This is a genomic window from Parendozoicomonas sp. 209JJ7-1 (assembly GCF_058147085.1).
Genome location: NZ_JBYVJU010000004.1, coordinates 22,804 through 40,164, shown reverse-complemented (window position 1 = coordinate 40,164; position 17,361 = coordinate 22,804). Strand labels below are relative to the sequence as shown.

Genomic DNA, 17,361 nt, shown 5'->3' with positions numbered 1-17,361 from the left:
GTTATTGTTTGCTGCTATCCAGCCTGTGATAAACAGAGCCAGGGATAACCCTCTTCCTCTTAACCCATTCGGGGGCGAGCAGGTACAGGTGAACACCTGATAGTTTGTCAGCAGGGCCAGTAACGGATCTGGCACACAGTCAGGACGGGTGCCTGTGCACTGGCCGATAACATCAGGTGCTGCCAAGGCTGAGAGAGTGGGGGAAATATAGCCAGCCCTGAAGCTGGCTCACGATTGTGCGGGGTGTCAGGGCTGTTTGCGAATTTTATCCAGCATGTCTTTAACGATTTTTCTCGCGTCCTTTTCACAGGCTTTTTTGGCTTTAGGGGTCATCAGAGTCGGCTGGCCTTTCTGATCGATAATCCTGCGGGCCAGTTTGCGGGCGACTATCGCTACAACTTCATCTCTGAAGGAATCATCAAAAACATTAGGGTCAACAAAATGGAGCTGGAGCAGCATTTTCTCACGGCGCTTGCCCTGCTCGTTGAAATGAATGGCAAAATCGCCACTGTCGGACGTACTCTGGCTGATTGTAAGGGTGAAGTTATCGCTGCCCATGGCCATTTGCCTCTGTAATCTCATACCCAGATTTGTCGGCACAGAGGCATGGCACTTTATGGGAAATCCGGAAGAATCTCCGGCTCCTTTTATGGTGACTTTCGCTCTTCCTTGATGGACAGGTAGCGGGTCATCACAAGGTCTCTGGGGTTATCGTACCATCCCTGAATCCGAGGGCTGACCAGACTGGGAGTCACGTAGTGGTAGAGGGGAGCGATAGGAGCATCCTGGGCAAGAATATTCTCCAGTTTAATAAACAACGGCCCCTGCCCGTTTTCCGTTTTATTGAGCTGCTTCAGAAGGCCATCGTAATGTGGGTTCTGGTAACCGGGTTTATTGCTGCTGTTATGACTGTCAAAAACAGTCAGCATACTGACAGGGCTGTTAAAGTCCGCCACCCATGAAGCCCGGGCTACCTGAAAATCTTTTTGGCGAATACGACTGACAACGGTTTTCCATTCGGCATTTTCCAGGATGACCTTTGCACCCAGGTTTTTCTTCCACATACTGGCTGCCGCTATGGCTGTTTTTTGTCGAGTTTCGCTGGTGTTGTACAGCAGTGAGAATTGCAGAGGCCTGTCAGCGCTGTACCCGGCTTCCCGGTAGAGCCTGCGGGCTTCTTCAATTCTCTCTTTTTTAGTCATGGATGCAGCAGGAGACCGATAGGCAGGCATTCCATTCATATAGGCCGGGGTAAAACTGTAAGCAGGAATCTGTCCTTCCCCTAAAATCTGTTCGGTAATTAATTCCCTTTCCAGGGCGAGAGAAAGAGCTTTTCGTACTCGCCAGTCATTAAAAGGTTTTTGACGTGTATTAAACGCATAGTATTCCGTGCCCAGCATATGGGTTGTGCGAATCTCATCCGGACGTTCTTTTTTTAATCGAGAGTAGTAATTAAGAGGTACGCCCAGCGTGATATCCAGATCTCCTGAACGATAGCGGTTAAACGCGGCGGCTTCTGAGGTTAGTGAGTGGAAAGTAACACTCCCAATGTCCAGCTTGTGGATATCAGGGTGCTTAGGGTTGGCTTTCAATGTGATCTTCTCATTTACAATCCATTCGTTCAGCTGATAGGGGCCATTGCTGAGCATATGGCCGGGAGTTGTCCACTTCTCACCATATTTTTCAATAATGCCCGGAGGAATCGGGTAAAGAACGGGCATCACCAGCATTTGCAGCAGCCAGGGAACAGGGTGTTTGAGACTGATCTTTAGAGTGTGCGGTGTTGGTGCTGAAACCCCCAGAGCTGTTGCTGCTTTCTTCCCCTGAATAATATCTGCAGCATGGGTGATAGCCATCATCTCCAGGTACCAGGCGTAGGGTGATGCTGTTGCAGGATTTACGGCCCTTTGCCATGCCTGTACAAAGTCATGGGCTGTGACCGGCTGCCCGTCAGACCATTGACTCTTACGCAGGGTAAATGTCCATATCAGGCCATCGTCTGACGTTGTCCAGGAAAGAGCCTGTCCGGGAACAATTTCTCCTTTCGGGTTGCGGTGAATCAGACCATCGAACAGGTCATCCACAATCCGCATGCCTGGTAGGGTATGCACTAGCTGAGGGTCCAGGGATTCAGGCTCTGAACTGTTGGCCCTGTTCAGGTGATGCGGCGGGAAGTCGCTGAAACCAATGGCCGGAATCAACATTATGAGAGCAAATAGCAGGGTTTGCGCTGTTTTCATTAGGATTCTCTGTACCGGCAGCTAACCTGATTAAACATACTTGTCATTTCCTCTATAGCCAAATGGAATTGAAGCTGACTTGGAAATGTCCGGTATATGATGGTGCGCCAGTGAAGAGTCCTGTGACAGAGGAGAGGAATATGAGCACAGTGAATCCGGGTATTCAGCCAGGTGCAGGTGGCAAGACAGGAGCCATTCCAGACCAGCAGCCACTGGCTCCAAAAGGTAAAGTCGCAGAATCTGATACGGATGTTTTTGAAAACGCCCTCGATAAAAAGAACAAGGTTGACGCTGAGAAAGATGAGAAAACTCTTACCGGTGAAGAGCAGTTAAGAAAAATAATGGCCGAACAGTCTGTAAAGCAGTTTATGGAACGCTCCAAAGAGTTCACTCAGGAAATAAAGAAGAATCTGGAAGGCTAAATTACCGGTCTACTCATAAAGGCTTTCCGGCTTCATCAATAGCAATATTGGTGAAAATACCTTCTGTCCCTTTGATACGCTCTTTGCTGTAAGAGCCAGTGCACAATTTTATCATGGGCTGAAAATGTCGAATAAAAGTTCTGTTTCTCCGCTTTTCCTTGTTACGTAGCTCTACTATGCGCCTCGAAAAGCCAAAGGAACAGAAGCTGTTATCGACCTTTTCGCTTTCCACGAAAGATCATGAACAGGCTCTAGCCCGGGTTTTTATGAAACATCCGGGCTGAGGCTGATGATGTGAATTCTTCTCAATAAGGGCCATAATTCTGATTTATTACTCCCCTTTGATCTTTCCTGCTTCTTCTTGCTCCCCTCTGTTATAAAAACCAAGCCTAAGACCGGCCTGGAACATTTATAATTAATTATGCCGGGTTCCCTCTGCCGAGAGTGTCCGGAGAAGTCACCAGAAACCATGGGAAGGGATGTACATGGCTGGTAGGAACTCAAAGCTTGTCAAGCTTGACACAGGTTTCGAGCCGTCGCCTCCGGCGGCGGTTCCAGGAGCGGTTGTGCCTGTGCGTGCCCAGGCAATTGATTACTATCGGAAATTCCTTCCTCCCCTCTTTGATCAGGTAGACGATACACTCTTTACTATGTCCGGCCATGCCACTCTTCATGGGGAACAAAGTCTGCTGTTTGATGGAATGCGTGCGATTCGTATGCAGAAACAAAGTATCAGCGAGAGATTTCTGGAAACCATTGCCAACGGTTTTGAACCTGGTGAGCATTTGCACAATCCGGAACAAAATAAAGAGTTTTCATTAATGGTTGTACAGGCCGATAATTTATCTCTTGTCGGTGATGAAGACCTTGAAGAGCGCCTTGCTATCGCTGGCTTGTTGGAACGTGTTCAGCAGGGAGAGTGCGGTAAACAGCTGGAAGTTTTGGATTGTCGTCTCGCATCACTTTATTCCCTGGAATTTGTATCTGTGATCAATACTCCGATCGGACCTGTAGCCGCGGGTCGGGCATTTCTGATAACAGTGGAACCGCTGAACCTGCCTTTGAAAGTGCGTTTGGTGGTACTGAAGATTTTTGAGCAGATATTTCTGGATAGTGCAGAAGCGTTTTATCGTCGTGTAAATAATGGCTTAAGGGAGGACGGCGTTCTTCCTGAACTGGAGAAGGACAGGCGCAAGAATCGGGCACAGGCGGCCAGGAAGACCAATGCTTGTGGTTTTGAAAAAGATGCATCAGTGGATGAAAAGAGGAGTGAGCCAGACAACATTCCTGAACCCTCTGCTCAACAGCCAAAACCATCGGAACAAGTCACTCATTCAGCAACGTCTGAACCCCAGGTGATGGGACGACAGGAATTAATGGGGCTGCTGTCATTAATCCAGGCCCGTCAGCCGGAAATAGAACCCGGGGGTATCGCAGTATCTGGACCAGGCTTGCGAGAGACAATGGATATCGCCCTTGCAGGTTCCCAGGGGGAGAAAGTCCTGAATCAGCAGGATAACGAACTGATTGATGTTGTTTCCATGCTGTTTGAATTTATTCTTGATGACCATGAGCTGGAGGGAATAGTTAAAGCACTTATCGGACGGCTTCAGGTGCCGGTTCTTAAACTCGCGATTTTAGATCGTACATTCCTTAACAAGCGTTCCCATCCCGCCCGACGGCTGCTTAATGGACTGGCCAGTGCCGGAGTTCAATCCAAAACTCAGGGAGAAGCCCAGACCAGACGGTTGACGCGTGAAGTTGAGAAAATTGTTATCGCCATTCTTCAGGAATTCTCCACAGATATCTCCCTGTTTGAGCGAGCCCTGAAAAGCTTCAGTGAATTTCTGGAAGAGGAGAAAACCCGGCTTGGCCGCTTTGAAGAACGAGCCCGTGAAGTTGAACAGGCAAGAGTCCGCTCTGAACAGGCCCGGCTGGAGGTTCAGGATATTATTGACCAGAAAATTGGTGGCAGAGCTATCCCTGAATCTATTGACCCTTTACTCCATGAAGCCTGGAGCAGTTATCTGTTTATCCTCTATTTAAAACAGGGGCGCGAGGGTGCAGGCTGGAAGAGGGCTGTGCATGTTGTTGACCATGTGGTGTCCAGTATTCAGCTCTGTCAGTCCCGGGAAGAAATGGAGCAACGTAGTCTACTGTTGCCCAAACTCTATGAAGCTTTGGAACTGGGTCTGCAAAGCATTTCCTATGATCCCTGCCTGGCTGAGTTGTATATAAAAAATCTTAAATCTTTCCATGATGAACAATCCAGAGAATATGCAACCTTTGAAGATCCTGTATCCCAGGTTATATCGGCTATGGAGGAGCTGGACAAACTGGCCAGTCAACCGTCCCCTTCTCCCAGCAAACAGTCTGCAGAGGTATCCTCAAAGAAACCGCAGGCCATACCAGAGAGCCGTGACCCTAAGCCTGTTGATGAACAGTTAGAGCCAGAGTCGGTGAGGCCAGTCAAACAGGACTTTAATGACAAACTTCAAAAGTGGGAAACCAATGAGAGTGAAGACAATTTTTTCCCTGAGTATGATGAGGATATTGAGGAGGAAATTGTACTGGAATCCAGTATGGCCGATGATTCTTTCGAGGAAGAATCCCCCGAGGGTGAAGCAAAAACTGTTGATACAGAGGCTTTGCAGGATTTTGTTGTTGGCTGTGAAGTGGAGTTTACCGGAATTGCTGGTGCTGTACGCTGTCGTTTAACTGAGGTGACAGGTAACGGGCATTATATTTTTGTAAATTCCCACGGGGTGAAAGTTAGTGAGAAAACTGCCAAGAATCTTCAGGACGAACTGGAAGCCGGTTCCCTAATACTGGTTGAAGAAGGAAAACGGGAAGAGGCTGTTTTTGATCGAGCCCTGCAGTCTGTTATTGGCAACTTCCGTTTGTTTAAGAAATAACTGTCAGAGCGCCTTATTGCCAACGCTGCCTTCTCCTGAGATATTCCTTTTGTACTTTTCGCTGCTCTGATAAAGGATTTTCTTTTCCATGCAGACAATGCAGATAAAAAATGGCTGGCTTGACAGAGCAGAAGCCTGTCCATCCCCCAACTATAATACCTGCCCTGTGGATAGTGAGATTGAACTGCTGGTTATTCATAATATCAGCCTGCCGGCGGGGCGATTTGGAGGTCCTTATATAAGGCATCTGTTTACTAATTGCCTTGATTGTGGGGCACATGAATCGTTTGCTGATCTTGAAGGACTGAAAGTTTCAGCTCATCTGCTGATTGCCCGTGATGGCAGTATGATCCAGTTTGTCTCTTTTGATGAACGCGCCTGGCATGCCGGTGTATCCAGCTGGAAGGGGCGTGAAAGATGTAATGACTTCTCTATTGGTATTGAGCTGGAGGGCACTGATAATGTGCCCTACGAGGATTGCCAGTATCAGATGCTGAAAGAGGTGACCCAGGTTCTTATGAAGCACTATCCAAAGTTGACGGTTGATAATATTTGCGGGCATTCGGATATTGCTCCCGGACGTAAAACCGACCCCGGACCAGCATTTGAATGGCACCGTTACCATACCTCGCTGGGAGAGCTATAGTTTCTTAATAGCTTTAAGGCAGTGGTGTAAAACGGTGTACAGGGAGGTACCGTGCTGAATCTTGATGTACTGAAAGATATTGTCGGTGATGATGCTGACCTGATGAAAGATATGCTGGCGCAGTTTCTGGAAACCACGCAAACCGATCTGCAAAATCTCAAAGATGCTGTTGCTGCTGGTAATGCCATGGATGTTGGGGGGCTTGCCCACCGTATTAAAGGTTCCTGTTTTGTGATCGGCGCTGCTGAACTGGCAGAGCTTGCAAATGAACTTGAGCAGGCCGGCCGCAAAGATAGAAACGGTGAATTCCCGGAACTTTCCCGCAATCTTGAGCATGGGTTTATCCGGGTCAGGGATGCGATAGATAATTTGTGATTTTTGTTCTTTATTCATCCATGTTCATTTATCCCTGCCGTGATATGATTCCTGCAGTTTTAGCATAACTCAGACAACAACAAATGACGGCGGATACCGGGCGGGATCATACCCTGCAACACTATCTTCAGGACTGTGCCCACGAAAAGCACAGTGCCCTGAAAAAACTCTATCAAAGCACTTCCGCGAATCTGTTTGCTGTTTCCCTGCGTATCCTTAAAGACAGGGGACAGGCAGAGGATTGTGTACAGAATGCGTATATCAAGATTTGGCAGAACGCCGGCAGTTACGATGGCAGCAAAGCCAGACCCATGACCTGGATGAATACGATAGTACGAAACCAGGCCCTGGATATGCTAAGGCGCAAGAGGGTGCAGGAAGTCAGCGATGATGACCAGCTTTACCAGATAGCAGACGAGTCCCCCGGGCAGGAGCAGCAACTGTTGCTATCCCGCAGTACCGGACATGTTCACAAATGTCTGGCCGGGTTGTCTGAACAGCAGCGGGTTTGTATTGAGCTGGCTTATTTTGATGGTCTGACCCACCAGGAGCTGTCTGAGCAGCTGGAATCACCCCTGGGAAGTGTAAAAACCTGGGTAAGACGGGGACTTGCGAGGTTGCGGGAATGTCTGAATGGAATCTGAGTGATCCTGAGCAGAGAAGTCAGGCGGCTGCGGACTATGTACTCGGATTGCTGGAGAGTACCAGGCGTAAGCGGTTTGAGGCGTTATTAAAAGTCAGCCATGAGGCCCAGACTGATGTTCTGCATTGGCAGGAGCATCTTAATGTGCTCAACGAAGGGCTGGAGCCAGAGCAGCCTTCGGCGCAGGTTTGGAAGAATATTGCTGCGGTAACCAGGCCGGAAAAAGAGAGTTTCTGGAGCAGTCTGCGGTTCTGGCAAGGGGCCAGTGTCAGTCTGACATCTGTGCTGTTTATGGCAGTATTCCTCTGGTTCAAGGGGCCGGGGCCTTCCGGAAGTATGGATTATGTTTACATCGTACACGGTAAGAACAGCCAGCCGGAATGGATTGTAAATGCTTCGATGAGCCAGGATATGGTTTATGTTGAAGCGGTACAGCCCGACGAGCTTCCTTCTGGGCAGGTGTGCGAACTCTGGCTGATGTTGGATGGTCGTGAACCTGTGTCTCTCGGGATCTTGCCGAAATCCGGGGTGAACAAGGTGCCGATTAAGCCGGAGTGGCAGGCTGATCTGAAGAATTCTCCATTGGTGATTTCTCTCGAAAAGAGTATGAGCGGCGCTCCCAGCGGTTATGAAATGGGTCCTGTGATTACCAAAGGTCAGTGGACGCCTTTGAATAAAAGTATCTGAAGAGTTTCTATGGTTCTAACCGGAAAGCCTCACAGTGGTAGCGAAAACACTGGAGACTTTCCGGCCATTCATTCATTCCTAAACCCGCCTTTATTTTTAAGTGATTCAGGAAATCTTCCGGTTTCCGTAACTGTTCCCATATCTGTGGCAGGAATGTCGCCCTGTGACCTCGTTTATCATCAATAACTAATCCATCGGTACCTGGAACCAGTTGAGCCAGCAATTCTTGCTCAGTGTTTACGGGAAAAGGTTGCACAGGGCTGAGTATGGATATCTCAATGGAGAGCATCGGGATTTCCGGCTCTGTGACAGGGGGAAATCTTGGGTCCTGAAAAGCAGCCGCCCAGGCATTGGCAATAATATCCGCAGAAAGAGGCCGGTAGGCTTCAAGGGAGCCTATGCAGCCTCTTAAACTCTGTGTGTTGTGCAGGCTTACGAAACAGGCTCGTACATCTTCTGCACCCGGGAAAGCAGGACGCTCAACCTGTTGCTGTATATCATCGAAGGGAATGTTCTGGCAACCGAGGGTAATTGTTTGTTTTGCCAGTGATAAAAGAGCGGGTTGCTGACTCGGCGGGTACATGGTCTGGGTCATAATTAATGGGTTCCTTCACAAAGGGCGAGTGCTCCATACCCAACCACACGGCTATAGTCCCCGGCTGTATCTCCGGAATTACGCACATCAAGGGTTAAAACATCCATCTTTTTCCGGCGGGCAATATCCAGCAAACCATTTAATGGACGACAACCGCATGCCTGGTCACCGGTAAGTATTGGATGTAGCTTCTCTATTGTGTGAATCGTCTCGGCATCATGTTTCCGGGCTTCCTGATAGGAAAGATAATGGCTGAGGTCGGAGCTGATCACGATAAGGGTTTCTGAGCCTCCCCAAAGAACATCCAGAACTTCAGCCACGGCTTTAGGGGAACACTCGCCAACAACAAAGGGAACCAAAGTAAAACTGTCCAGGCAAATCTGTAAAAAGGGCAGTTGCACTTCCAGGGCGTGTTCCCGTACATGAGCGGCATCCAGAATATTCACCTGGCTGTAGGATTGCAGCTTTTCTATAGCCGTTTGGTCAATAGAAACCGAACCAAGGGGGGTGTCAAAAGCTGAACTGGAAGGGAGCGCCAATCCTTTAAAATAATGCTGGTGGGACGGGCCGAGCAGGATAACTCTGGTAATGGTATTTCGGCGGCTGGAAAGCAGCCCGTATGCGCTGGCGGCAATTTCACCGGAATAGATATAGCCCGCATGGGGAACAATAAGAGCTTTGGCACTAATATCCTTTCCAGGAACTGAAGATAAAAAAGCCTGCAGGATATTGGTGAGGGTGGTGCTGTTGGCGGGATAAAACATACCGGCGACAGCAGGCTGGCGCACAGACATAGGAGGACTCTCTTTTATCCAGGCTGTATAATTATAGTGGAGTGCGAGACTTCCCTGCCAGCAGGTTATTTCTGGGGGATATATGGCTACACAGAAACCTCAAACACCGGCGCTGAAGACACCACCAAAGTACTGGTCCACACAGTACTGGCACAAGCTGGATGATGGCCGTATACAGTGCGATGTCTGCCCCCGGGCCTGCAAACTGCGGGAAGGTCAGCAGGGACTTTGCTTTGTTCGAGCCAGGCACAATAATGAAATTGCACTGACCAGCTATGGCCGTTCCAGCGGCTTTTGCATTGACCCTATTGAAAAGAAACCCCTGAATCATTTTTATCCAGGTACTCCGGTGCTGTCGTTTGGTACCGCTGGCTGTAATCTGGCCTGCAAGTTTTGCCAGAACTGGGATATGAGCAAATCACGGGAGATGGATACACTGGCGGATCAGGCCATGCCGGAACAGCTGGCCCGGAGAGCCCATGAGCTGGGTTGTCGAAGCCTGGCTTTTACCTACAACGATCCGGTGGTTTTTCTGGAGTATGCCGAAGATGTGGCCGTTGCCGGCCATGAACGGGGAATAAAGTCAGTTGCGGTTACTGCTGGTTATATCTGTCCGGAACCTCGCCGGGAGTTTTACCTGTTTATGGATGCCGCCAATATTGATCTGAAAGCATTTACCGAGAATTTCTACAAAAAAATCTGTGGCGGTTCACTGGCTCCTGTATTGGAAACCCTGAAATACCTGAAAGAAGAAACTAGCGTCTGGTTTGAAATCACTACCTTGTTGATTCCCGATGAAAACGACAGTGACAAAGAATTGGATCAGATGACCAGATGGATTTACGACAACCTCGGCCCGGATATTCCGCTGCATTTCACTGCCTTTCACCCCGACTGGAAAATGATGAGCCACCCGCCAACACCGGCTTCAACCTTGAGCAGAGCAAGGAATATTGGTTTAAAGAATGGCCTGCACTATGTGTACACAGGAAATGTCCATGACAGCAAGGGTGGCAGCACCTGGTGTCCGAAATGTGGAGAGTTGTTGATTGAACGGGACTGGTATCGGTTGGGTGTCTGGAATCTGGATAAAGGGGGATGTTGTCATCAATGTGGTGAAAAAATTCCCGGTCGTTTTGAGTTGACCCCCGGAGTCTGGGGCGCTCGTCGGATACCTGTTCGAATGTCTTCTTAAAGTAATAGTTTATGGTTTTTTTCAGACTATGAAAAAAATCGAGATTTTTTCATTTTTTTGGAACTTTTTCGGAAACCCGTTGTCAGAGTATACGAGAGGGCGGAAAAGCGACTTCTCATTCTCCTTGTGTGTGTTTGGTGTTTTGGCTTTGTTAGTGTGTGATGAAGCCAATTATTTGAGTCCCGGTTCTTCCCCCAGAGCCGGGATTTTTTCTTTCCAGAAGGTGAAAATCTTTAAAGATTAGTTGTTGTCCTTGGATAGCTCGGCAATTTCCATCAGGCGCTTTAATACTCTTTCATTCAGGCTGTTTTTTGGATATTTTCCGCGACTGTTCAGTGTTCCTGGCTTAATGCCTGTCAGAATTTCCAGGGCTTCCTCAACATGGGTAACCGCATGTACAGCAAACTGGCCGTTACGAACAGCTGTCAGTACCCGTTTACTCAGCATCAGGTTACGCACATTGGCAGCGGGAATAATGGTTCCCTGGTTTCCGGTTAATCCGCGGGCGGTACAGAGATCAAAGAAACCTTCAATTTTTTCGTTAACTCCACCAATGGCCTGAACCTCACCATGCTGGTTCATTGAACCGGTCACTGCCCAGGACTGTTTGATTGGTGCTCCCACCAAGGCAGATAACAGGCAGCAGAGCTCTGCCAGTGAGGCACTGTCCCCGTCGATATAACCGTAGGATTGCTCCATGGCCAGACTGGCGGAGATAGCCAGAGGAAATTTCTGGGCATACTTGGCACCCAGATACCCGGTCAGAATCATTACTCCTTTTGAGTGAATCGCCTGTCCCAGCTGAACTTCCCGTTCGATATCGACAATGCCCTGGGAGCCGGGATAGACGGCAGCGGTTATTCTGGCTGGAGAGCCGAAACTGGTATCACCAATAGACAACACTGTCAGGCCATTAATCTTGCCAACAGCATACCCTTCCGTATCAATGAGGATGCTGCCTTCCAGCATCTCCTTAAGGATTTCCCGACTCACCCGGCTGGTACGCACAGCTTTGGCTTCCAATGCCTGGTCCACATGGGTGTGGGTAATCTTGCGGCCTTTGGTGGAACGACGGATGTAGTCCGCTTCCGCCAGCAGGTCAAAGAGGTCGCCGATATGGGCAGAGAGATGTTGCTTGTGCTCCGCCAGTCGAGAGCTGTGCTCCACCATACGGGCTACAGCCTGGGCTGTGAGCGGCGGGTAACCCTCATCTTTTGCCCGTGTGTGCAGAAGGCGGGCAAATGAGCTGGTGGTGTCAGGGGTACGCTCAAGGTGAGCGTCGAAATCCACCAGAACCCGAAACATTTCATGGAAGTCCGCATCCAGATCCTGAAGAAGATAATAAATCTGTCGGGAGCCCACCAGGATCACTTTCACATCCAGGGGAAGAATTTCCGGGTTCAGGGTGATAGTGCTGACCAGGCCCATTTCATTGGCCGGGGATTCAATCTTGAGCTGACGTTCTTTCAGGGCTCGCTTCAGGGCTTCCCAGACAAACGGTTCTTCCAGGAGCTTTGCGGCTTCCAGCACCAGAAAACCGCCGTTGGCCTGGTGCAGACTACCGGGGCAGATCTGCCGATAGTTGGTCAGAAGGGCACCCATTTCCGTGGTGTACTCAATACGGCCAAACAGGTTGCGATAGCTGGGGTGGGTTTCGAAAATGACCGGAGCGTGGGCGTCTTCCTTGTGGCCCACAATAATATTGGGCACATACATATCCCGCAGCAGGTTACGTTTTCCAGCATCTTCCTTGAATTCAATACCCCGCTCATCCGCCAGGTGTTCAACCACTGTCTTATGCAGGTCTTCCTTAATCGCTTCCAGATATTCAGTGACTCCGGTATAGCGACCAAACTTTTTCTGCAAAGGTTTTAACAGCGGTTCCAGGGCCTTGTCGATGGTTTCATGGTTCAGGCGACGCAGTTCTTCGCTGGATTCCCGTTTCCACTGGGGGAGTTCCGCCAGCTCTTCATTGAGAAGGGTTTCCAGTTCAGAAATATCTTTGTTAAATTTGTTACGCTTGCGATCCGGCAGCTGGGCGAACTCGGTTTCGTCCATGGGCTTGCCTTCGTGCATGGGGGCGAAAGTCAGGGAACCCTGTTCCCTGAACAGGCAGATATTCCGGCGCAGACCTTCCTGCTCAACAGTCTCGATGGCTTTGTCGTAACTCTTGTTGAATTTTTGCTCAATCAGACTCTTTTTCTGCTGGTAAGATGGACTCTCAAAGGCTGCTGGAAAGGTATCCATCAGCTCATCAACAAGATGTGTAAAGCTGGTCTGAAGCTCGGCACCAGTGCCAGCGGGCAGTCTCAGGACCGCAGGCTCCCGGGCATTGTCGAAGTTATTGACATAGGCCCAGTCATCGGGAGTGTCCATGGCTTCGGCTTCGCCGGTGAGAAAGTGTTTTATGTAGGACGTTCGTCCCGTTCCGGACTCCCCCATCACATAAATATTGTAACCGGGTCGCTGCATGGCCACGCCAAAGCGAATGGCACTTACAGCCTGTGTCTGGCCAAGAATGCCGGCAAAAGATTCCAGTTCGTCCGTGTTTTTGAAACCGAGTTCTGCCACAGATTGACGAGAAGTCAACTGATAAACGGGTACTTTGGTTTTGGTGACTGCTGTAGACATTAACGCCTTTCTTCCCTTGTCCGTGTCAGTACTTATCATACCCCAACAGAAGGGGAAGAGGGGACTCCACGTTGGACGGGAAAAGATAACAGAAATCCTATAATCCGCTGTCATCATTTGCCAGCTTTGTCCTGTGGAGTTTTGCCGGGTTTGTTAGGGGGTGCAGACTCCGGTTAGAGGCATTCGGTTGATAGAGATATGAGGTTCAAATCCAACCCCGATTATTTAAAAAATGATAGACCCCATAGCTCAGGGCATTCCAGGTTCGGGCTCAGGGCCATTTGAATTATTTGATCTGGCTGTTGTCGGAAAGCCTGTCGGGCATCTGTTTGTTGCTCCGCCGACCTTGCGAGTCAGGGAATAGGCGCTAATGTTTGTCAGCTAACAGGGTCGCTTATCAATCACCGGATCTTATCAAAGATGATAACAATTGATAATCTGAAGAAAGCCTTTGGGGGCTTTCAGGCTGTTAACGGTATATCGTTTACTGTTTCACCAGGAGACGTTCTTGGGTTCCTTGGCCCGAACGGGGCCGGCAAATCAACCACAATGAAAATGCTGACCGGGTTTATTAAGCCTTCGAATGGTCATGTGAGTGTGTTCGGCCACGATGTTCTGACGGACCCGGTCGCGGCCAAGCAGCTGGTGGGTTACCTTCCGGAAGGGGCACCGGCCTATGGGGATATGACGCCGGTGCAGTTCCTCCATTTTATCGGTGATATCAGGGGGCTTTCCGGGAACGAGAAAACCCGGCGGATGGCGGAAGTGATGGACTTGCTGGAGTTGGAAACCGTAGCTGACCGGGCTATCGATAACCTCTCCAAAGGTTACAAACGGCGAGTTGGCATCGCCCAGGCCATTCTCCATAACCCTAAAGTGCTGATCCTTGATGAACCCACCGACGGTCTTGATCCCAACCAGAAGCATCAGGTTCGTGAACTGATTCGCGGCCTGGCCAAAGACAAGATCGTTATTGTCTCTACCCATATTCTTGAGGAAGTTACCGCCGTCTGTACCCGGGCGATTGTGATTGCCGAAGGTCGCATTCTGGCAGACGCCACACCTTCTGAACTGGAAACCCGCTCCCGTTATCACAGGGCTATTACCCTGAACCTGCCGGAAACTGATGAAGCTACTATCCGCCAGGCTCTCTCTGGTTTGAGTGGTGTCGCTGGCGTAGAGACCAGTCCAGATCATACCGGGCGTTATACCGTTCTGCCGGAAGAGGGCGCTGAACTCTTCCACCCGGTGAACGAGCTGGTGAAAAGCAGTGGCTGGGCGGTTGAAGAGATATTTATGGAGCGTGGGCGGCTGGATGATGTTTTCCGGCACCTGACAGGCTCAGTTACAGATATAAACACAAGCCGGGAGGTGGCCTGATGAACCATATTGCTGTCATTTTCCGGCGGGATCTGGGGAGTTATTTCTCAACGCCCCTGGCTTATGTGTTTATTGTTATCTTCCTGATGCTGAATGGGGTTTTCACATTTTATCTTGGTGGGTTCTATGAACGACGGCAGGCTGACCTGATGCCATTTTTTATGTTCCAACCCTGGCTCTATCTTTTTCTTATTCCTGCCGTAAGCATGCGCTTATGGGCGGAAGAACGGAAAACAGGAACCCTGGAATTGCTGCTGACTCTTCCCGTCACCCTGAGAAGTGCTGTGCTGGGCAAGTTCCTGGCGGCATGGGTGTTTACCGGAATAGCTTTGGCCCTGACATTTCCCACCTGGATAACGGTGAATTACCTGGGCAGCCCGGATAACGGGGTGATCCTCGCCGGGTATATCGGCAGCTGGTTGATGGCGGGGGGCTTTTTGGCAATTGGCTCCTGTATGTCTGCGGCTACCAATAACCAAGTGATCGCCTTTATTCTTACGGTTGTTCTCTGTTTTCTGTTTGTGGTGGCAGGTTTCCCCCTTGTACTGGAAGCTTTCCAGGCCTGGGCACCGGCCATGCTGGTGGACGCTGTCGCCGGTCTGAGTTTCCTGACTCATTTTGAAGCTATCAGCCGTGGCGTTCTGGATATTCGTGATCTGTTGTATTTCCTGATCATGATAGGGGCCTGGTTGCTGGCGACAGCAGTGGTTATCGATATGAAGAAAGCGGACTAAAAGGGAGGCCGGAAGAATGAACAATAAACTGTTTTCCAAAGCTGGCCTGGTGATAATTGCCCTGGCAGTACTGGTGGTGGCCATTGCTGTTAATGCGCTGTTCCGAGGCGTACGGGTGGATTTATCAGAAGACAGTCTTTATACCCTGTCACAGGGAACAGAGAACCTGGTACGCAACCTTCCAGAACAGGTCACCCTGAAATTCTATTTCTCCCGGGGACAGACAGAAGGTGTTCCCCAGATTCGCAATTATGCCAGGCGGATTCAGGAAGTGTTGCAGGAGTATGTGCAGATTTCCGATGGGCGTGTAAAGCTGGAAGTGATTGACCCTGAACCTTTCTCTGAGCAGGAGGACCAGGCTTCGGGTTATGGCTTGCAGGCAGTCCCCCTCGCTATGGGCAGAGGCCAGACTGTGTATATGGGGCTGGTGGCTATAGGGGCCCCGGATAAGCCTGAAAAGGAGAAGGCGGACTCTGGAACAGGTGCTGATCAAACTACGGAGCCTGTCAGGAACACAGAAATCATCAGCTTTATTTCCCCAGATAAAGAACGTTTTCTGGAATACGATATCAGTAACCTGATATACAGCGTTAGCCGTGTAATCAAACCCAAACTGGGTGTTATCAGCAGTATTATTGCTTTGAATGGTGGTGGTTTTGATATGGCTACCCGCCAGCCAAAGCAACCCTGGATCAGTATGTCGCAGCTGGATAAGCTCTATGACGTTCAGTATCTGGATAAATCTGTAACTACTATTCCTGACGACATAAGTCTTCTGGTGCTGGTGTTGCCGGAGCTTTCCCCGGCCACGCAATACGCCGTTGACCAGTATGTGCTGAAAGGCGGCCATACCCTGATTTTTCTTGACCCTTATGCAGAAGCTGCCGGAGGCGATGGAGGCATGTATGGCATGGGCGGCGGCCCCCAGTCAGCTTATCTTGAGCAGCTGCTCGGAGCCTGGGGGCTGGAAATGGTCAAAGACCGTTTTGTGGCCGATGAGCAGTATGCTCTTTCCGTAGGAGGCAGTATGGGACGTCCTGTTCGCCATCTGGGAATTCTTGGTTACGGCTCTGCCAATTTTAACAGTAAGGACGTTGTCACCGGCAGCCTGAAAACCGTGAACTTTGCCAGTGCCGGTGCCTTGCAGTTGAAAGAGGGCGCTGAGATTGGTTTTGAGCCTTTGATTCAATCCAGCGAGAGTTCCGCATTGCTGGATTCTGGCCAGCTGGCGATGATGTTTGACCCTAAAGTGCTGTTTAAGGAATTTAAGCCAACCGGCGAACGTTACACTCTAGCTGCCCGAATTACCGGACAGGTCAAAACCGCTTTCCCCGATGGTCGCCCCAAGCAGGAAGATAAAAGTACGGCTTCTCAGGTTGGAGGGAAAGATCAAACCCCAGCCCTTGAGGAGCAGGAAGAAGAGCAAAAACAGGAAGGAAAGAGTGATGTGAAAGCTGAGGAATATGCTCCCCAGTTAATGACGTCCCAACAGCCAGCCAACATTATTGTTGTCACAGATACTGATGCGCTTTCCAATCGGTTGTGGGTGCAGATTACACAATTCTTTGGCCAACAGATGGTGAACCCTTTCGCCAACAATGGTGACATGGTCGTCAATATGGTAGATAACCTGGCGGGTAACGCGGACCTGATCAGCATCCGCAGCCGTGGACAGTTTTCACGACCATTTACCAGGGTTGATGAGCTGGAGCGCAATGCCCAGGCCCGCTTCCTGAAAACAGAAGAGGAACTCAGCAATCAGCTGCAGGACACGGAAAAACGCCTGATGGAACTGCAGATGCAGAAGTCTGGTAAAGAGGCCATGGTACTGAGCGATGAACAGCTCCAGGAGCTGGACAAATTCAAGCAGGAGAAACTGAAAATCCGTAAGCAGCTCAGGGATGTTCAGCACCAGCTCAATAAGGAAATTGATCAATTGGGCAGTACCCTTAAGCTGATCAATATCCTGCTGGTGCCGGTAATTTTGACGTTATTGGCCCTGTTCTGGCAAATGAGGCGGCGGAAAGTCGTCTGAGCCGGAGGTTATTAAAGAAAGGCTGCCCCTGTGGCAACCTTTTTTATACTGAAAACAGTGAGTTGGACA

Annotated in this window: 15 protein-coding genes; 10 read left to right on the top strand and 5 right to left on the bottom strand. The window is 49.8% G+C overall.

The genetic code is table 11. From position 1 onward, the window contains the following. Positions 1-246: 246 nt before the first annotated feature. Both ACY2RQ_RS05235 and ACY2RQ_RS05230 read right to left on the bottom strand, forming a co-directional pair. Complete coding sequence (locus tag ACY2RQ_RS05235) at positions 247-582, bottom strand: hypothetical protein (protein WP_490111903.1); 336 nt, start codon at positions 580-582, stop codon at positions 247-249. Between the two features lie 65 nt (positions 583-647). Next, entirely contained in the window at positions 648-2,240 is a 1,593-nt protein-coding gene (locus tag ACY2RQ_RS05230) for a peptide ABC transporter substrate-binding protein (protein WP_490111902.1), read from the bottom strand. Between the two features lie 140 nt (positions 2,241-2,380). Here ACY2RQ_RS05230 and ACY2RQ_RS05225 point away from each other — a divergent pair, with 140 nt between their 5' ends. The 6 genes from ACY2RQ_RS05225 to ACY2RQ_RS05200 all read left to right on the top strand — a co-directional run bounded on the left by ACY2RQ_RS05225 (position 2,381) and on the right by ACY2RQ_RS05200 (position 7,928). Then, positions 2,381-2,662, top strand: coding sequence for a hypothetical protein (locus ACY2RQ_RS05225; protein WP_490111901.1), 282 nt, complete (start codon positions 2,381-2,383; stop codon positions 2,660-2,662). Positions 2,663-3,141: 479 nt separating this feature from the next. Further along, on the top strand, positions 3,142-5,577 hold the full coding sequence (locus ACY2RQ_RS05220) for a DUF1631 family protein (protein WP_490111900.1): 2,436 nt from the start codon (positions 3,142-3,144) through the stop codon (positions 5,575-5,577). An 88-nt stretch (positions 5,578-5,665) separates the two neighbouring features. Then, positions 5,666-6,223, top strand: a complete 558-nt coding sequence (gene ampD / locus ACY2RQ_RS05215; RefSeq protein ID WP_490111899.1) for a 1,6-anhydro-N-acetylmuramyl-L-alanine amidase AmpD — start codon at positions 5,666-5,668, stop codon at positions 6,221-6,223. A 51-nt stretch (positions 6,224-6,274) separates the two neighbouring features. Beyond that, positions 6,275-6,598 carry an Hpt domain-containing protein gene (locus tag ACY2RQ_RS05210; protein ID WP_490111898.1) on the top strand — a complete coding sequence of 108 codons (324 nt, stop codon included), beginning with the start codon at positions 6,275-6,277 and terminating at the stop codon, positions 6,596-6,598. 83 nt (positions 6,599-6,681) lie between these two features. Next, complete coding sequence (locus ACY2RQ_RS05205; RefSeq protein ID WP_490111897.1) at positions 6,682-7,242, top strand: sigma-70 family RNA polymerase sigma factor; 561 nt, start codon at positions 6,682-6,684, stop codon at positions 7,240-7,242. Then, complete coding sequence (locus tag ACY2RQ_RS05200; RefSeq protein WP_490111896.1) at positions 7,224-7,928, top strand: anti-sigma factor; 705 nt, start codon at positions 7,224-7,226, stop codon at positions 7,926-7,928. Before ACY2RQ_RS05205 ends, ACY2RQ_RS05200 begins: the two co-directional genes overlap by 19 nt. 7 nt (positions 7,929-7,935) lie before the next feature. On the opposite strand, the gene amrA is transcribed toward ACY2RQ_RS05200, so the two are convergent. Both amrA and amrB read right to left on the bottom strand, forming a co-directional pair. Further along, positions 7,936-8,523 carry an AmmeMemoRadiSam system protein A gene (amrA, locus tag ACY2RQ_RS05195; RefSeq protein WP_490111895.1) on the bottom strand — a complete coding sequence of 196 codons (588 nt, stop codon included), beginning with the start codon at positions 8,521-8,523 and terminating at the stop codon, positions 7,936-7,938. Positions 8,524-8,525: 2 nt separating this feature from the next. Beyond that, positions 8,526-9,317, bottom strand: a complete 792-nt coding sequence (gene amrB / locus ACY2RQ_RS05190; RefSeq protein ID WP_490111894.1) for an AmmeMemoRadiSam system protein B — start codon at positions 9,315-9,317, stop codon at positions 8,526-8,528. A gap of 82 nt (positions 9,318-9,399) precedes the next feature. Here amrB and amrS point away from each other — a divergent pair, with 82 nt between their 5' ends. Continuing rightward, positions 9,400-10,512, top strand: a complete 1,113-nt coding sequence (amrS, locus tag ACY2RQ_RS05185) for an AmmeMemoRadiSam system radical SAM enzyme (RefSeq protein ID WP_490111893.1) — start codon at positions 9,400-9,402, stop codon at positions 10,510-10,512. 240 nt (positions 10,513-10,752) lie between these two features. On the opposite strand, the gene ACY2RQ_RS05180 is transcribed toward amrS, so the two are convergent. Next, positions 10,753-13,143: a Lon protease family protein gene (locus ACY2RQ_RS05180; RefSeq protein WP_490111892.1), complete on the bottom strand. Its 2,391-nt coding sequence runs from the start codon at positions 13,141-13,143 to the stop codon at positions 10,753-10,755. Positions 13,144-13,563: 420 nt separating this feature from the next. On the opposite strand from ACY2RQ_RS05180, the gene ACY2RQ_RS05175 reads away from it, so the two are divergent. From ACY2RQ_RS05175 to ACY2RQ_RS05165, 3 genes are read left to right on the top strand one after another with little or no spacing between them, the layout of a single operon-like run. Beyond that, complete coding sequence (locus tag ACY2RQ_RS05175; RefSeq protein ID WP_490111891.1) at positions 13,564-14,523, top strand: ABC transporter ATP-binding protein; 960 nt, start codon at positions 13,564-13,566, stop codon at positions 14,521-14,523. Further along, a complete protein-coding gene (locus ACY2RQ_RS05170) occupies positions 14,523-15,257 on the top strand; it encodes an ABC transporter permease subunit (protein ID WP_490111890.1) in 735 nt (244 codons plus the stop codon). The genes ACY2RQ_RS05175 and ACY2RQ_RS05170 overlap by 1 nt, the downstream gene beginning before the upstream one ends. Before the next feature lie 16 nt (positions 15,258-15,273). After that, a complete protein-coding gene (locus ACY2RQ_RS05165) occupies positions 15,274-17,292 on the top strand; it encodes a Gldg family protein (protein WP_490111889.1) in 2,019 nt (672 codons plus the stop codon). The last annotated feature ends 69 nt before the right edge of the window (positions 17,293-17,361 follow it).

Excerpts from the sequence above, each read along its gene's own strand:
- ACY2RQ_RS05235 (WP_490111903.1), bottom strand. The coding sequence starts at position 582 with ATGAGATTACAGAGGCAAATGGCCATGGGCAGCGATAACTTCACCCTT.
- ACY2RQ_RS05230 (WP_490111902.1), bottom strand. The coding sequence starts at position 2,240 with ATGAAAACAGCGCAAACCCTGCTATTTGCTCTCATAATGTTGATTCCG.
- ACY2RQ_RS05225 (WP_490111901.1), top strand. The coding sequence starts at position 2,381 with ATGAGCACAGTGAATCCGGGTATTCAGCCAGGTGCAGGTGGCAAGACA.
- ACY2RQ_RS05220 (WP_490111900.1), top strand. The coding sequence starts at position 3,142 with ATGTACATGGCTGGTAGGAACTCAAAGCTTGTCAAGCTTGACACAGGT.
- ampD (WP_490111899.1), top strand. The coding sequence starts at position 5,666 with ATGCAGACAATGCAGATAAAAAATGGCTGGCTTGACAGAGCAGAAGCC.
- ACY2RQ_RS05205 (WP_490111897.1), top strand. The coding sequence starts at position 6,682 with ATGACGGCGGATACCGGGCGGGATCATACCCTGCAACACTATCTTCAG.
- ACY2RQ_RS05200 (WP_490111896.1), top strand. The coding sequence starts at position 7,224 with ATGTCTGAATGGAATCTGAGTGATCCTGAGCAGAGAAGTCAGGCGGCT.
- amrA (WP_490111895.1), bottom strand. The coding sequence starts at position 8,523 with ATGACCCAGACCATGTACCCGCCGAGTCAGCAACCCGCTCTTTTATCA.
- amrB (WP_490111894.1), bottom strand. The coding sequence starts at position 9,317 with ATGTCTGTGCGCCAGCCTGCTGTCGCCGGTATGTTTTATCCCGCCAAC.
- amrS (WP_490111893.1), top strand. The coding sequence starts at position 9,400 with ATGGCTACACAGAAACCTCAAACACCGGCGCTGAAGACACCACCAAAG.
- ACY2RQ_RS05180 (WP_490111892.1), bottom strand. The coding sequence starts at position 13,143 with ATGTCTACAGCAGTCACCAAAACCAAAGTACCCGTTTATCAGTTGACT.
- ACY2RQ_RS05175 (WP_490111891.1), top strand. The coding sequence starts at position 13,564 with ATGATAACAATTGATAATCTGAAGAAAGCCTTTGGGGGCTTTCAGGCT.
- ACY2RQ_RS05170 (WP_490111890.1), top strand. The coding sequence starts at position 14,523 with ATGAACCATATTGCTGTCATTTTCCGGCGGGATCTGGGGAGTTATTTC.
- ACY2RQ_RS05165 (WP_490111889.1), top strand. The coding sequence starts at position 15,274 with ATGAACAATAAACTGTTTTCCAAAGCTGGCCTGGTGATAATTGCCCTG.